Origin of the sequence: Chitinophaga alhagiae, assembly GCF_003568665.1 — a bacterium.
Classification (GTDB): domain Bacteria; phylum Bacteroidota; class Bacteroidia; order Chitinophagales; family Chitinophagaceae; genus Chitinophaga; species Chitinophaga alhagiae.
The window spans coordinates 145047-160925 of the sequence record NZ_QXMH01000004.1 but is presented as its reverse complement, the minus strand read 5'-3'; the positions used below and the strand labels follow the sequence as shown (position 1 = coordinate 160925).

General features: G+C 56.0%; 13 protein-coding genes and 1 pseudogene. All 14 read right to left on the bottom strand.

Annotation, left to right across the window (positions count from 1 at the left end):
- Nucleotides 1-3: 3 nt before the first annotated feature.
- The 14 genes and pseudogenes from D3A97_RS19920 to D3A97_RS19855 all read right to left on the bottom strand — a co-directional run bounded on the left by D3A97_RS19920 (nt 4) and on the right by D3A97_RS19855 (nt 15858).
- The gene (locus D3A97_RS19920) at nt 4-909 is read right to left on the bottom strand and encodes a glycosyltransferase family 2 protein (RefSeq protein WP_119080312.1); all 906 of its coding nucleotides are present in this window, start codon (nt 907-909) and stop codon (nt 4-6) included.
- A complete protein-coding gene (locus tag D3A97_RS19915) occupies nt 906-2072 on the bottom strand; it encodes an XrtY-associated glycosyltransferase XYAG1 (protein WP_119080311.1) in 1167 nt (388 codons plus the stop codon). Before D3A97_RS19915 ends, D3A97_RS19920 begins: the two co-directional genes overlap by 4 nt.
- A gap of 6 nt (nt 2073-2078) precedes the next feature.
- Entirely contained in the window at nt 2079-2864 is a 786-nt protein-coding gene (locus D3A97_RS19910; protein ID WP_119080310.1) for a glycosyltransferase family 2 protein, read from the bottom strand.
- A gap of 14 nt (nt 2865-2878) precedes the next feature.
- Nucleotides 2879-3031, bottom strand: a pseudogene (locus D3A97_RS25445) (DapH/DapD/GlmU-related protein); the annotation flags it as partial.
- A 436-nt stretch (nt 3032-3467) separates the two neighbouring features.
- Complete coding sequence (locus D3A97_RS19900) at nt 3468-4397, bottom strand: polysaccharide pyruvyl transferase family protein (RefSeq protein WP_119080308.1); 930 nt, start codon at nt 4395-4397, stop codon at nt 3468-3470.
- 24 nt (nt 4398-4421) lie between these two features.
- Nucleotides 4422-5666 carry a hypothetical protein gene (locus D3A97_RS19895; protein WP_119080307.1) on the bottom strand — a complete coding sequence of 415 codons (1245 nt, stop codon included), beginning with the start codon at nt 5664-5666 and terminating at the stop codon, nt 4422-4424.
- Complete coding sequence (locus D3A97_RS19890) at nt 5656-6795, bottom strand: glycosyltransferase family 4 protein (protein ID WP_119080306.1); 1140 nt, start codon at nt 6793-6795, stop codon at nt 5656-5658. The genes D3A97_RS19895 and D3A97_RS19890 overlap by 11 nt, the downstream gene beginning before the upstream one ends.
- Entirely contained in the window at nt 6795-8351 is a 1557-nt protein-coding gene (locus D3A97_RS19885) for an MATE family efflux transporter (RefSeq protein WP_157986648.1), read from the bottom strand. Before D3A97_RS19885 ends, D3A97_RS19890 begins: the two co-directional genes overlap by 1 nt.
- A 4-nt stretch (nt 8352-8355) precedes the next feature.
- Entirely contained in the window at nt 8356-9453 is a 1098-nt protein-coding gene (gene gmd / locus D3A97_RS19880) for a GDP-mannose 4,6-dehydratase (protein WP_119080304.1), read from the bottom strand.
- On the bottom strand, nt 9450-10784 hold the full coding sequence (locus D3A97_RS19875; protein ID WP_119080303.1) for a UDP-glucose dehydrogenase family protein: 1335 nt from the start codon (nt 10782-10784) through the stop codon (nt 9450-9452). The genes gmd and D3A97_RS19875 overlap by 4 nt, the downstream gene beginning before the upstream one ends.
- Before the next feature lie 12 nt (nt 10785-10796).
- The gene (fcl, locus tag D3A97_RS19870) at nt 10797-11750 is read right to left on the bottom strand and encodes a GDP-L-fucose synthase (protein WP_119080696.1); all 954 of its coding nucleotides are present in this window, start codon (nt 11748-11750) and stop codon (nt 10797-10799) included.
- 10 nt (nt 11751-11760) lie between these two features.
- Nucleotides 11761-12777, bottom strand: coding sequence for a mannose-1-phosphate guanylyltransferase (locus D3A97_RS19865; protein ID WP_157986647.1), 1017 nt, complete (start codon nt 12775-12777; stop codon nt 11761-11763).
- A gap of 16 nt (nt 12778-12793) precedes the next feature.
- On the bottom strand, nt 12794-13318 hold the full coding sequence (gene nusG, locus D3A97_RS19860; protein WP_119080301.1) for a transcription termination/antitermination protein NusG: 525 nt from the start codon (nt 13316-13318) through the stop codon (nt 12794-12796).
- Between the two features lie 191 nt (nt 13319-13509).
- Nucleotides 13510-15858, bottom strand: coding sequence for a GumC family protein (locus D3A97_RS19855; protein ID WP_119080300.1), 2349 nt, complete (start codon nt 15856-15858; stop codon nt 13510-13512).
- Nucleotides 15859-15879 lie beyond the last annotated feature (21 nt).

Below are 15879 nucleotides of genomic sequence, written 5' to 3'. Positions count from 1 at the left end.
ACGTCAGATGGCGATGTTATAATCGGTTCTTAAAATTTCTTTCAGCCGTTCATGGCTGGTGTCCCCATTCAGCCGCGCCTCAAATTCCTTCACATTGATATCTACCAGCAACCGGTACCAGTAGCCCTGCATAAAGTGAAAAATGAAACCGCGGTACCCGTCAAGAAAACCGAAACGGATGAAGTAGCGGTAGCAGAAGTACAGCAGCGCCCGTGCGCCCGGCGGTATGGCGGCGTATACTTTCTCCTTGAAAAAACGTTTCCTTTTGGCCTGGGAGCCGGCACTGTCCAGCAGGCGCCGGTCCATGTCCATAAAGCGGTACTTCACGTTGAGGAGGTCTATCATTTCACGGATGGCGTAGTTGTTATGTTTGTTGACCCACCAGTGAATGGAATTGAGATTGTGGTCTACGATGTGCTCCTTCAGCAATTGTGTTTCGCCGCCGGAAAGCACAATGTGCTCGTCCATCCAGCGCTGCTCAATATGCCCTTTACCGTGGCGCCAGATGCGCAGCAGGGTATGCGGGTAAAAGCCGCCGAAGCGTATCCATTTGTTCTTGAACAGTACCTTGCGGCGGATGTACAGGCCGGTAACGTTTTCGGGCAGGCCGTTTAGTTTTTTGGCAATCTCCTGCACCAGTGGCGCTTCCAGATATTCGTCCGCGTCCATCCGCATCACCCAAGGGCTGCTGATGGGGCAGTTTTCCAGGCCCCACTGGAACTGGTCCGCGTAGTTCGTCCATTTGCGCTGGTACACCCTGGCGCCGTACTGTTCCGCAATGGCCACGGTATCGTCAGAGGAAAAGGAATCTACCAGGTATATTTCGCGGGCAACAGGCTGCAGGCTTTCCAGGCAGCGGGCTATATGTTTGGATTCATTATACGTCAGTATTATTACCGCTATGTTCATACGATCTGTTTTTTCTCCCTGAAATCACTGATGTTCCTGTACATTTCCACGTAGTCTCCGGCCAGTTTTGTTTCGTTAAAGTCTGCCTGTATGATGCGTGCGGCGGTCTGCCTGATGTTTTGCCGTTTGGCGTGGTCTTCGTAGGCGGCCTGCAGCTGGGCGGCCACTTCCTGCTCGCTTTGGATGCCGGTAAGCCAGCCCAGGCGTTTTTCCTGCACATAGCCGCTCAGGCCTACATGCTCGCTGACCAGTACCGGTGTGCCTACGGCCAGCGCTTCTACCACCACCACCGCAAAATTCTCGTTGTGGGAGGTGAGCGCAAAGAGGTCTATACCGGCCAGGAAGTCGAATTTTTCATCGCCCTTTTTCCAGCCTACCCATTCCACTTTGTCTTCCATGCCGCTGGCGCTGATCAGCCCGCGGAGTTGTTTTACATAGTTGTATTCCCCGGAGCCGGCAATCTGCAGCCGGTACGGGAAAGAAACGCCGGCCAGCGCCCTGAGCAGGATGTCAAGCCCCTTTTTAGGGTCTACCCTGGAGAGGAAGCCGATGGTGAATACATCATTGGTCCGGTCTTCCTGGTGAGCCGCGGGCAGCACGGGGAGGTCTACAATATTGTGGATGAGGCCGCCCCGCCATTGTTTGTTGATCTTCAGGCAGTCGTTCCACTCCACCAGGGACGTTACATGCAGGTACGTGCGGGACAGCAGGTGCCTGCCCAGCATATTGTGCAGTATTTTTTTCTTGAGCTGGTTCTTGTTGTTGAAAATATAGTCGCACAGCATGCCGCGGGGGCTGAACACGGGTTTCACACCCTTCAGCACGCAGATGAGCGATGCCCCGAAAATGAGGAAGCTCCACCACGAGTGGATATGTACGGTATCATACTGGCGTACGGTGGCCCAGGTCTCTTTCCAGAGGGCCGGGGATATGTGGGTATGGTCTTTGGTGATGCGTTTGAAATATTTTACCCGCACGCCGTCTACCATCACCGGTTTGTTCACCGGCACGTCCAGTTCTGCAGCGCCGTTGGCGGTGGTGGTATATACCGTAACGGAGTGGCCCAGTTGCACCAGGCTTTCGGCCAGCCGTGAAACAGATACAATGGGGCCACCGTAGATATAGGCGGGTTTGTAAGAAGGAACTATAAACAGGATATTCATAAGGGATTAAAATTTTGTGCCTTTATAGGTCATTTTCCGGTAAATGCCCCGGGCATTGACCAGTTTGGTGACCATTTCATAGAAATAACGGCCCAGCTTGCTGTTGGTAAGCGGCAGGCTGGCGGTCATGCGGTGGTGCTCGCTGATCATTTTGTCTGTTACGGAAATGGAAAAGGAGCCGCCATGCATGCGATACTCTCCCAGGGGGGCGGGTATATAGCCTTTTTTTACAGCGGGGTTGAGGCAGATAGAAAGCAGGAACTTGGAGTCCGCGGAGTATTTCATGGACTTGTCGAAGCCGCCGGCCCGCTCGTAGATCTCTCTTGTCCAGAATGCGCTTTGCTGCGCAAAAGGCACCCGGCGCAGGTGGCTGATGGCTTTCCAGCCCAGGTTCACGCCCTTGTAGGTATAGGCCACGGCGCCGGTTTCGGAAATGTAGTTCACGTCTCCGAACACCAGGTCGTAACCGCCCTTTTCAAATTTGCGCACCACTTTTTCCAGGGTGTAGGGCAGCAGCCGGTCATCTGCATTGATATAGCAGAGGTAACGGCCGCCGGCTGCCGCCATGCCTTTGCGCAGGGCGTCATACATGCCTTCGTCCTTTTCGGAGATGACGAGGTCTGCCGCCTGCGGGTGAGATTGTACGATCTGGAGCGTATTGTCTGTTGAGGCCCCGTCTACCACTATCAGCTCAAAATCCCGGAACGTTTGCCGGCGGAGGCTGTCAAGCGTGTCTTTGATATACGCTTCACCGTTATACACGGGCACTACCACGGAAATGATCTTTTTCATGTTTACTTTCTGAATTTTTTAATAACGGCGGGGTTGCCGGCTACAATGGCATACTCCGGCACGTCTTTGGTTACCACGGCGCCCGCGGCCACAATAGCGTGTGAGCCGATGGTGATGCCGGGCAGTATGATCACCCGGGTACCTATCCATACATCATCGCCTATCACTACAGGCTTGCGGGGCGTAGCGCCCTGCTCCCGCATGGGAATGTCTGTTCTGTCAAAATTGTGGCTGCCGGAAAGGATGGTCACTTCCGGGCCAAACATCACATCGTTGCCGATAATGGTATCGTTCCCGAACCACCCGCCGCAGTTGAGCCCGGAGTAATTGCCGATCACCACCTGCCTGCCACTGCCGAAGCGGGTATTGCGGCCTACCTTGATGTGTTTGCCGGCGCTCAGGAATATGCGAGAGGCCAGCCAGGTGCGGAAGGAGAGACAAAGCCCTCCAATGGGCCGCGGCGGGTCAGGCAGCCAGATGGCCACGCTGTAATAGAGATAGAGCAGAAAGCTCTTGTACAGCGAAATGTTGGAGCGCTTCAGGAAATACAGCGGATTATCGCGGTACATCTTCACCTTGCCGGTATCGTTGTCCCGTTTTTCTTCAAACAATTGTTGTTCCCCGATCATATGCAACCTTGTTTATTTGTTCTTTTAATTCGGCTACCTTCTCGTGCATGCGGTTGTTGATGCTGTCAAGCACACTGTCTTCAGACAGCGCAAAGTGCCTGATACCGCGCAGTTGCTCCATCAGTTCGTTCTTCAGCACGTTCCTCACCAGGAACTCCGCGTTTACGCGGTTGCCGGAGAGGTTCTTCAGCCATCCGTGCAGGAAAGACTTCCGGAAGAGCTTGATATGGGTGGTGTCTGTCCGTACCTGCTGCACAGACTGCTGCCAGTCCATCCATTTGAACCCGGATACGCCGCTGCCTTCGGTAACGGGTGTGGAAAGCACAAAGCGGCTCCACGGCACGCGCAATATGTCTGCAATGATAGCGCCGTGCATGGCCTCGGCTATTACCAGCTCCGAGGCGGCAATTTCTTCCAGGGTATGCTCAATGCCTTTTTCCGCGCCGGGAGAAATGAAATGAAAACCCAGTTGCCGGCATATGGCGGGCCAGTTCACATAGTCCAGCGAGCGGAAGTAGGGGATCACGCTGATCTTGTATTTTTTGGGCGTATGGCGGAGGCGTTCAAAGTCTGCCGTAAGGCCGAGCGCATATGCCGCATCGGCAATATGTTCGTGCTGGTGGTTGAAATAGGCGGCGGAAAGGGGGCCCCGGAGAAAACGCACGTCCCAGGTATCGTTGAACGAAAAGGTTTTGTACGTAAGGCGTACGCCGGTGCCGAACACTATTTTCCTTTTGCCGGCCAGGGGCTGGAATAGGGGAGAGTTATGGCAAAGAATAGAGCCGATGCCCACAAAAGCAGTGTCTGCGCCGGGATCATGCGGGCCGAAGAATTTCGGCCAGAGCCATGCGTTCAGATCGTCCCCGAAATTGCCTTTGGCATCTTTGTAATAAACGTATTCCATATAGAAGATCAGATAAGGCGGTTTTTAACGGTATTGAAGGGGCGGCAGCATGGCCGGCGGTTCCGGCTCAGGCGCTTCCCCGTATACAAAATCATAGTAGGTGCTCAGCAGTATGGCGCCGGTGGCCGGCACGCTGAAACGCAGGTGCTGGAAGGGCGAGAAGGCAAACGTCCAGATCAGGCCGATGGTCATTAGTACTATGACCGGGTATAGCGCTACTTCCTGCGCATTCCTGATCATGTAGAAGCCTACCTTCATGAGCAGCCCAAAAAGCAGCGCCACGGCCAGGAAGCCGCCCACGCCGCAGTTGATCCATGCGCCCATGAGTATGGAGTGGCTGGGTATCAGCTGGTCTTTGGCGTATGCTTTTTCCAGGTTCAGCTCTTCATCATGGAACATGAGCAGTATCTGGTAGTACTTAAGGGTGTGGTCTTTAGCCCAGGAGCCGTGGCCGAACACGGGCGCGTCCGCAATGGCGGTGGCGGCGGCAAAGGTTTCTCCACGGCCCGTCATCAGCAGCTCAAACGGGTTGTAAGGGTTTTCCAGCCGCTGCAGTTGCGCGCGGGCGTGCTCGCCGCCAAAATCGTTGGCCAGCACGGCGTCTACATAAAAGATGTAGGCCACCTGGAAGAAGCCCGCGGCCAGTATGGAGAACACGATCAGCTTGGCGCGGGTGATCACCAGGCCGCTGTTGAAAAAATAGATGATGATGGCGGAAATAAAGAACACCACCGCGGTGGAGCGCGAGTCAAAAGATACGCAGGTGAGCGCGTAGCCCAGCAATACCCCCAGTACCGCCTTGATGTTGCCCCTGCGGTAAAAGTACGCGCAGAGCAGGTATACCAGCGAAGACAGGATGGGCACCATCTTGAACTTGAAATAGCTCATGTCGGAATCCACAATGTCATCTGTATAAAAGATATTTCTGAGCATCACCATGCCCACGTACAGCAAGATGCCTTCGTAGCTGTTGAACAGCTTGAACAGTACAATGAAAGACAGGAGCGATACCAGTATGGAGGCCCATCCGCGGAAGTAGTCTGCCGGGGCGGTGCCCACCACAATATCTGTCACTACCTGGAAGAACAGCAGCAGCAGCAGGGCCATTACTATTTTCCGGAGGTAGGGGTAGGTGGTGAAATCCCGCCGGTCATACACAAACGGCGCCCAGAGCATGACCAGCACCTCACTTACCCGCATGGAGCCCACAAAGGATATGTTGACGGTACTGAGCAGCGAGTAGAGCGCTATTTTTATCTTATTGTACATCTGCGGTATAATTGATCACATGTTGCAGGCGCTGCCGGTTCACGGCGGCGCTGTATTCTTTCATGAAGTCGTGGCGGAGGGCATCGCCCCGCTGGCCGTCCCCGCTGAAGCCCAGGATGGCGTTCTTGAAATCGGGCGCGGTATCCGCCACAATGAAATGGCTGCTCCGCACGCCTTCCACGCCTCTTGAGGTGCTGATCACAGGGGTGTTGAGCGCCATGGCCTCCAGGCATTTGAGGCGGGTGCCGCTGCCGTGCAGCAGGGGAATGATCACGCCTTGCGCCCGGGCAATGTATTGTTTCACATCGTCTACCTTGCCGATGGCCTTGATGTTGTGCCATTCCGTACTGCCGGTGATGCGCTGCAACGCTTCCCGGGAGTGGCGGCCTACCAGCCACAGCTCAAACCTGCCGGCCAGGCGCGCGTCCCACACTTCCTGCACAAACCAGCGCAGCCCCTCAAAGTTCATGTACACGCTGAAATTGGCCGTCATCACCAGCAGGCGCTGCTGGCGGGTGTTGCCGGCCACGTACTCCCTCTCGTCCAGGAAGTTGGGTACAACAAACACTTTGTTGCCGGTGATGAATTGCTGGTGGTAATGCCGGTCCTGGTCACTGACCACCAGTACGGCGGCCGCGTGTTTGAAGAAACGGCGTTCGTGCCATTGCTCCAGGGCTACCAGTTGCAGCTTGCGTACACGCTGCAGCAGGTTGCCGGCCGGCAGCTGTTTGGATATTTCCGGCTGGGCGTTGTGGGTGCCCAGTATCACCCGTATGCTCCTGGCCCTGAAAAAGGGAATGTAGTGGCCTACGTACCCGTAGTCGAGAACGGCCAGGTCTATGCGATGGGCGTTGCAGATATCGCGGAAGTGTTTCATCACCACGGGCAGCTTCTTGAAATAGTGGCTGCCGGTAAGCCTTTCGCCAATGGTCAGCGGTGTTTTAGGGTGGGTGTAATATTGCACGTTCTCGAGGGCGTAGTTGTCCAGGTTAACCTGTTCTTCGTTCCTGATCACGGCAAACACCTGGTGCCCCAGTTCAGACAAAGACTTCAGCAGGTAGTAGCTTCGTATTTTTTCCCCGCCGTTTTGCGGGAAGGGTGAAATATTGGTAAAGAAAAGAATGTTCATCAGGCAGCTTTTTTTAAGGCGGCAAGCCGCGGGCTCACGCGTGACAATGTTTTTGCGAACACATCGTTGAGCTTGCCGGTTTCATAGGGCGTTAGTGCCAGCAGGCGGAGGCTGGCCAGCAGCGCGGCGGTGCTGACGCAACAGGTCAGCAGCAGGCGCGGCCAGCCGGGGCCCATTGCCATGGCCGGCAGCAGGGCTATGCAAAATGAAAGCAACGCGCAACTGACGGTGCGGGCCACCACGTTGTTCAGGAACGCGGCAACCGGCAGGCCGATGAGGCGGCGGCCCGCCCATATCCTGTACCCGCAGGTAACCACCTCCAGCGCCGCAGCCGCAACCAGTATGGCATACGGCGGCAGGCCGGCGCGCAACAGCAGGAAAGCCAGCGGCAGGTTCAGCATCAGCAGGGTGCTTACGGTTACCTGGTACCACTTGATGTTGCCGGCAGACTGTACGCCCGTTTGTATGCCTACAGACAGCTGGTTGATCATGGTGCAGAGCAGGATGAGGCGGCAGAATGCCACCGTGTATTCCGGCACGTTCTTCAGCCATACCTGCAGCATGAAAGGCATTTCGATGATGAGCGGTATGGCAAAGAAAGACAGCAGCGAAAAGGAGAATTTGCTGGCTATCATGGCCAGCCGCAGCATGCGCTCCCTGTCTCCGGCGCCTTCGCTTTTCATGATCTGTGGGTTCAACGCCTGCAGCAAGGTGGCGGAAAAGAAACTGAGCTGCGCATTTACCTGGTTGGCAATGCCATAGGCTGCGTTCACGATGGTGCCAAAGAACACGTTCAGTATCATGGCAATGCCCTGGTTGCGGGTTACCACGCTCATGGCGCCGAACATGTTCCAGCCGCCGTAAAAGAACATTTCTTTTGCCAGCTTCCGGTCAAAGTATTTGCGCGGGCGGATGCGGCTTTCCGGGTAATGTACGGCGCAGTACACCCGTTTGAAGAGCAGCAGGCCCACGGAAAGGCTTGCGGTCAGCAGCGCAAATACCACCAGCCGGTCAAAGGCCGTGTATTGCAGGTACAGCGCAATGCCCAGCTTGAGCGCTGCTTCGGCAATACCGGTAATTGCCACCAGCCGCATGTTCTCATGCGCGTTGAGCGTAGCATCGTACGGTACGGAAATGATGGTGAAGAAGGTGCTGGCCACCATCATGTGAAAGATGGTGTAGGCGGCGGGCATTCTGTCTGCCGGTATGTTCAGCACCCGGTCAAACAGCAGGAGGCCGGCCGCTTCCAGCAGCACCACCAGGCCGAGGCCCAGCAGCAGGTGCAGCACAATACTGGCGTTGAACACCATTTTCTGCCGCAATACGTTGCCGCTGCCCAGGTTATGGGAAAGGTAACGCTGGGTGGAAAGCGTCATGGCCATGTTGAGAAAAGACAGCATGGCAATTACGCCGGCCACCAGGTTGAATATGCCATAGTCTCCCGCGCCCAGCGCGTTCAGCACCAGGCGGGTAGCGTACAGCGAAATGATGATGGAGATCACCATTTTGCCGTACAGCATTCCCGTATTTAGCATTACCCTGTTAGCGATCTGCATATGTTTACCCCATCAGGTGTTCAAATTGGGCAATTTCCTTTTTGCGGAACAGCGCTACGTCTGCCGCCACCATTTCCCGCACCAGCGCGGCCAGGTCGTAGGTGGGCGTCCAGCCCAGCTTTTCCTTTGATTTGGTAGGGTCGCCTATCAGCAGGTCTACTTCGGTAGGCCGGAAATACTCCGGGTCTACCGCTACTATTTCCCGGCCTATGGGCAGTATGTATTCCTTGTTGCGGCAGGCGGCTACTACGGCGGTCTCGTTCACGCCGCTGCCGCGAAATTCCAGCTCTATGCCCAGCTCGTCAAAGGCCATTCTCACAAAATCGCGCACGGGCGTGGTAATGCCGGTGGCAATCACGTAATCATCAGGCTGGTCTTGTTGCAGGATGCGCCACATGGCCTCTACGTAATCCTTTGCATGGCCCCAGTCACGGCGGGCATCGAGGTTGCCGAGGTACAGCTTGTCCTGCAGGCCCAGCACAATGGCGGCGGCGGCGCGCGTGATCTTGCGGGTCACAAAGGTTTCTCCGCGCAGGGGGCTTTCATGGTTGAACAGGATGCCGTTGCAGGCATACATGCCATAAGCCTCCCGGTAGTTCACAGTGATCCAGTAGGCGTATAATTTGGCCACCGCATACGGGCTGCGGGGATAGAAGGGCGTGGTTTCCTTTTGCGGTACTTCCTGCACCAGGCCGTACAGCTCTGAGGTGCTGGCCTGGTAAATGCGCGTCTTTTTCTCCAGCCCCAGTATGCGCAGCGCTTCCAGCAGGCGGAGGGTGCCTATGCCGTCTGCGTTGGCGGTATACTCCGGGGTGTCAAAGCTCACCCTTACATGGCTCATGGCGGCCAGGTTATAAATTTCGTCCGGCTGTACTTCCTGGATGATGCGGATGAGGTTGGTAGAGTCCGTCATATCCCCGTAGTGCAGCCTGAAGCGTACATCTTCGCTGTGGGGGTCCTGGTAAAGATGGTCTATCCTTTCTGTATTGATCAGGGAAGCGCGGCGTTTTACGCCATGCACCATATATCCTTTTTCCAGTAAAAGTTCGGCGAGGTAGGCGCCGTCTTGTCCGTTAATGCCGGTAATTAAAGCAACTTTCATATGGGTATTGATTTTTGAATTGAGGGAGTGGCCAGGCCGATGCCGTAATAAGTGAAACCGTTTTTACGCAGGGCGGCGCTGTCATAAATATTCCTGCCGTCAAAGATGACTTTTGCGGGTATGCGCTGCCAGTCAGGAAGGCGGAACTCGTTCCACTCCGTCATGAGCGCTATGGCATCTGCGCCTTGCGCGGCATTGTACAGGCTGGTACACCAGGTAACGGCGTCTCCCAGCGTTTTGCGCGCTTCCGGCATGGCCACGGGGTCGTATACACGCACCTGCGCGCCTGCTTCCAGCAGGGCGCCGATCAGCGTCAGGGAGGGCGCTTCCCGCATGTCGTCCGTTTCGGGCTTGAAAGAGAGGCCCCATACGGCCACTACGAGGTGTTGCAGCGTTCCGTTATAATGGCGGCTGATCTTTTCGAACAGTACTTTCTTTTGATCTTCGTTGACGGCTTCCACGGCTTCCAGTATACGCAGCCGGCGGCCGTGTTCGCGGCCGGTAGATACCAGCGCTTTCACGTCTTTGGGAAAGCAGGAACCGCCATAGCCCGCGCCGGGGTAAATGAAACGGTGGCCAATGCGCGGATCGCTGCCAATGCCTTTGCGCACTTTGTTCACGTCTGCACCCACCAGTTCGCAAAGGGCGGCAATATCGTTCATGAAGGAAATTTTGGTGGCCAGCATGGCATTGGCCGCGTACTTGGTCATTTCCGCGGAAGCCACGTCCATGAAGTGAATGGGGTGGCCGTTGAGCAGGAAAGGTGCGTACAGTGTTTCCAGCACCTGCCTGGAGCGCTCGTTGTTCACGCCGGCCACAATGCGGTCAGGCTTCATGAAGTCACTCACGGCCGCTCCTTCTTTCAGGAACTCCGGGTTGGAGGCCACGTCGTAGTCCATGTCCGCGTTCCTTTCCAGCAAGGCGTCCTTGATGGCGCGGTTTACCCTGGCCGCGGTGCCTACGGGTACGGTGCTTTTGGTAACGGCCACCAGGTAGCCCGTCATACAACGGCCTATTTCCGCGGCAACCTGCAGCACGTACTGCAGGTCTGCGCTGCCGTCTTCTCCCGGTGGCGTGCCTACGGCAATGAACGCCACCTCCGCGCCGGGTATGGCGCCGGCCAGGCTGGTGCTGAACTGTAGGCGGCCGTTCTGGTAGTTGCGGGCCACTATCTGCTCCAGGCCGGGTTCGTAGATGGGCAATACGCCCTGCCGCAGCCCTGCTATCTTGGCCGCGTTCACATCTACGCACACTACTTCGGCGCCTGTTTCTGCCAGGCAGGCCCCTGTAACGAGACCAACGTATCCTGTTCCTATTACTACTACTTTCATCAGTCAATTTTTTTATGCATGCATGGCGTTCATGTGCAGGTACTGTTTTTTCAGGAAGTCCGCATAAGCCAGGGCTATGCCTTGTTGGAGGGGTGTGGTATGCCGCCAGCCGAGGGCGTGCAGTTTGCTTACGTCCATCAGTTTGCGGGGCGTGCCGTCTGGCCGGGAGGTGTCAAACACAATATCTCCTTCGTAGCATACCACGTTACGCACGGTCTCCGCCAGTTCCCTGATGCTGAGGTCTTCGCCGGCGCCAATGTTCACCAGCTCTCGGCCGTTGTAATGCTGCATCAGGTATACGCAGGCGTCTGCCAGGTCATCTGCGTAGAGGAACTCGCGCCGGGGCGTGCCGGAGCCCCATACGGTTACGGTGGGGGCTTGCTGTTGTTTGGCCTCATGGAATTTCCGGATGAGGGCAGGCAGCACGTGCGAGTTTTCAGGGTGGTAATTGTCTCCCGTACCGTACAGGTTGGTAGGCATTACGCTGATGAAGTTGCAGCCGTACTGGTCCCGGTAGGCCTCGCACAGTTTGATGCCGGCTATTTTGGCAATGGCGTAAGGCTCGTTGGTGCTTTCCAGCGGGCCGGTGAGCAGGCTGCTTTCCTGCAGCGGCTGCGGAGCCAGGCGCGGGTAAATACAGGAGCTGCCTAAAAACATGAGTTTGGATACCTGCTGCTCATAGGCCGCGTGGATGATGTTGGCGGCTATCATCAGGTTGTCATACAGAAAATCCGCCCGGTAGGTATTGTTGGCATGTATGCCGCCTACTTTGGCCGCGGCCAGGAAAACATAGTCTGGCCGTTCTTCCGCAAAAAAGTCTTTTACGGCCTGCTGGTTGCGGAGGTCCAGCTCCCCGGACGCCCTGGTGATGATGTGCTGATAGCCCAGCGTTTGCAGCCGGCGCTGAATAGCGCCGCCCACCATGCCGCGGTGCCCGGCAATGTATATTCTAGATACTAATTCCATGGAAGTGTGTTTAAAGGAGTTCCGGCCGGTTTTCACTGACCCAGTTATGCAATTGTTTAATGTTCTGCCCTTTGCCTTTTTGCATGATGAGGAGCGCGCCGGGCGTGTCTACCACTACCATGTTGTCTACCCCTACGAGGGCTACGAGTTTGTCTTTGCCGATCACCATGCTGTTTTTGGGATCGCTTTCGATGAACACGGCCTGCTGGTTGCTGTACGCGTAATGTTCCGTCAGCGCTTCGGAAAGGGCTTCATAGCTGCCCACATCGCTCCACTGCATGGCGCTGGGCACCACTTTTACGCGGGCGCTTTTTTCCATCACGGCATAGTCAATGCTGGTGGAAGGAATGGCCATCATGGCGGCAGCGGATATGCTGCCCGTCCGCAGCAGCGCGGCGGCGGCTTTGGAGGCGGCGTTATAAATATCCGGGGCGTGCAGCTTCAGCTCGTCCAGTATCACCTCCGCCTTGCAGCAGAATATGCCGCTGTTCCAGAGGTAATCCCCGCTTTGCAACATTTCAGCCGCGGCGGCCGGGCCGGGCTTTTCCACAAAGCGCAGTACTTCGTTGCCGTTGTGATGGATATAACCGTAACCGGTTTCGGGATAGGCGGGCCGGAGGCCGATGGTCACTATATGGCCGGCCTCTGCCAGCGCCCGTGCGGCGCTGATAGTTTCGTTATACAGGTCAGGGGTGCCTATCAGGTGGTCTGACGGGGTGATGAGCAGTACGGTACCGGGGTCACTGGCAAAAGCGGCCAGCGCAATAGCAGCGGCCGTGTTCCGGCCGGCCGGCTCGGCAATGCACCGCAGCGTGGCGCCCGCGCTCAGCAACTGCTGGCTGATGAGGTCTGCCTGCGCGGCGCCGGCAATGGCCAGCACGCTCTCACATGCTTCGCGGTTGCGCAGGTACGTGAGTTGCAACAGGCTGTGGCCGTTGAAGAGAGACAACAGCTGTTTGGGTGTTTGCCGGTTGGAAAGGGGCCACAGCCGGGTGCCGGAGCCGCCGCAGAGAATAACATGCTGCATACCGGCAGCGGAGGGTTTATACATAGTTCAGATCGGTTTTTTTGATAACAGTTACGTCTTGCGCCGGCACGGTGGCCACCAGGGAGCAGCCCAGGCTGTGCAGCATGGCCTTTACCTTGTTGTTGCCCACTTCTATGATGCGGCCGCGGTGGTGCATGAGCGGCCCGGCGTTGATCTCTACCAGGTCATGCTGGCGGATGGGGAATTTCTCTACGGAGGCGCTCCTGTATTCGCGGAGGAAACGGCGTATCAGGTCAATTTCATGATCGTGTATAACGGCGGGCTTGCCCAGCCAGTACACAAAATTGACGATACCTTCCGTTTCGCGCACGGCGCGCTGCTGATCTTTGCTGATGCGCACAAAAACATAAGAGGGGAAAAGTGCTTCCTGCACCAGCTTGCGCCGGTCGCTCCACCTTTTTTCAACTACGTTCAGCGGGCAATAGTTTTCCAACTGTTTCCGTTCCAGCAGTGCCGCCACCTTTTTTTCCCAACGGGGCTTGGTGTAAACGGCATACCAGGCATTCAGGTTCTGTTCCATAGTGCTTGCTTTTTGGTTAACGAATAGTAACTGGTTTTCATAACATGGAATCTGCAAAAGCAGGAGAGGGCGTGGTGGGAACCTGGCACGGCTTCGCCCCCTCAGTCACAGGGATTGAGTTTTTTAGTTGTGTCAAGATCGGTGTTCACTGTTTTTCCGGAGCAGTGCAGGGCACTGCCTGATATGGTTCATTACGGGTTAAAAATATTTTTCAGGAACTGTTTGGAACCGCCGGTCTTTTCCATCTCTTCCACATATCCGTACCCGTGGCCGTAAGAATAACCGTCCATACTGCCGGGTTTTACGCCGTTGTATACGAGGTTGATCTTGCCTACTTCACCGCTGCGGTAGAGATTGTCTATCATGCCAAGATACTGCCGCGGCGTTACCTGGTGCCGCATCACGTAGAGGCAGGCGTCTGTCATGGGCGCCAGCAGGCGTGCGTCCGTTACCAGGCCTACCGGGGCCGTATCTATGATCAGGTAGTCGAATATAGAACGGAGCTTGTCCAGCATTTCGCCCAGCCTCCCGTTGAGTATCAGCTCTGTGGGGTTGGGCGGAATAACGCCGGAGGGCATGAGGAACAGGTATTCGTTGTCGTCAATCGGGTGAATCACGTCAGACAGGGAGGCTTTACCTACCAGGTAATTGGTGATGCCCGGTTCCCGGTTGATGCCCAGCATCTTGCTCAGCATGGGCTTGCGCAGGTCAAACTCCAGCAATACCACCTTTTTGCGCAGCAGGGAAAGGCTGGAGGCCAGGTTGAGGGAAACAAAGCTTTTGCCTTCTCCTGAAATGGAGGAAGTGACCAGCAGCGTTTTATTATCCCCGTTCAGCCCTATGTAGGAGAGCGATGTTCTGAGCGTTCTGAACTGCTCTGCCACAAGGCTGCGGCGGCCTTCCGTGATCACCAGCGGCTCCTTGTCCGGCGCCAGCATGATCTCGGCCACTACCGGGGCGGCGGTTGCTTTTTCTATTTCCGCGCGGGAAGATACCTGGCGGTTCAGCATGTCTTTCAGCGTAATGATACCGGCCACTACCACCAGCCCGGCCAGTACGGCTACGCCAAACACCATCATGCGGCGGGGGCTGAAGGGAGCGGAGGCAGACTCCGCGCTGTCTACAATGCGGCTGTCTGATATGGCGGCGGAGTACGCCAGCGCTGTTTCTTCCCTTTTTTGCAGCAGGAAAGTATAGATGTTATTCTTGATGGCCTGCTGGCGGCTTACTTCCAGCAATGTTCTTTCTTTGGCGGGCACGCTTTTGAGGATGCCGGCAAAACGGTCGTTAGCCGTTGTGAGCCTGGATTTGGCGGCCTCCAGGTTGGCCCGCTGGCTGCCGATGTTTTCCAGGATGCCGGGTTTCAGCAATTCCGCCTGCCGGTTGAGGCTTTCCAGTACAGGGCTGTTGGCGCCGGTGGTCTTTTTCAGCCTTTCTTTTTCCATTTCGGTCTCGTACAGCTTGGTCACCAGTTGCAGCAGCACCGGGTCTGAAATGCCTAGTGTGGCAGGTACCATATTGGTGCTGGCAGATTTGCCGCTCACGTATTTCTCTATGGCATCCAGCATAGACAGCTGCATGTTGGCCTCATTGATCTTGGTATCGTTTTCCTGCACGCTGCTCAGGAACATTTTGCTTTGCTCGCTGATGTCTACAATGCCGGCAGACGTTTTATACTGCGCTACCTGCTTTTCCACGTCGCTCAGCTCACCGGTCACAATGCGCAGGCGCTCTTCCACAAAGGCCATGGTATTGGCGGCCAGGCGGTTCTTGTCTTCTATGGCCGCCTTGTTGTAGAAATGGATCAGGTCGTTCAGGATGTCTTCCCCGCGCGCGGGCACCACGTCAGCATATTCCAGCTTGATCACCGTGGCCAGCTTTGAGATGGGCGTTACGGTGAGCCGTTTCAGCAGTGACTGCGTGAGCAGCCTTTCGTTGGTGATGCGTACAAAATAGTTGTCGTGCTCAATAGCAGCCCCCGGTTTTTTCTTGATCACCATGTTGCCCCAGGGCGTGTTCACCGTGTCGTTCAGCGCGTAGGGGCGCCCGTCCAGCAGTACTTTTCCGGTAGCGGAATCATAGGCCAGCGGCACCGTTTCAGGGTGGGGGCCTATCAGTTCCGGTTCCAGGAACTCAAGGCTCAGGGGCGCTTCGCGGTAAATGGCCACGTCCCTGATATTGCCGTTGCGGTATATTTCACCGTATAGCTGCCGCCGCTTGATCACATCGCGTATCAGGGTGCGGGAGGTCAGTATCTGTATCTCGTTCTCGATATTTTTCTTGGAGCCGAACAGGTCCAGGGTGCTGAGGATGTTATCTTCGCCGCCAAGGTCTTTCGCTTCGTCTTTTACCAGCAGGGTAGCGGATATCTTATACACCGGTGTTGCATAGCGCAGGTAGACGTATGCACAGGCCAGCGCAACTATCACCGCCAGTATGAACAGGGGCCAATACCGCAGGTAGCGGTACCTGACAATAGCCAACAGGTCTACCGGCTCCTGTTGCTGTACGCGTTTATGTGGGTTTGTCTGCTGCATCATGGTTTTTCTATAAAATATGTT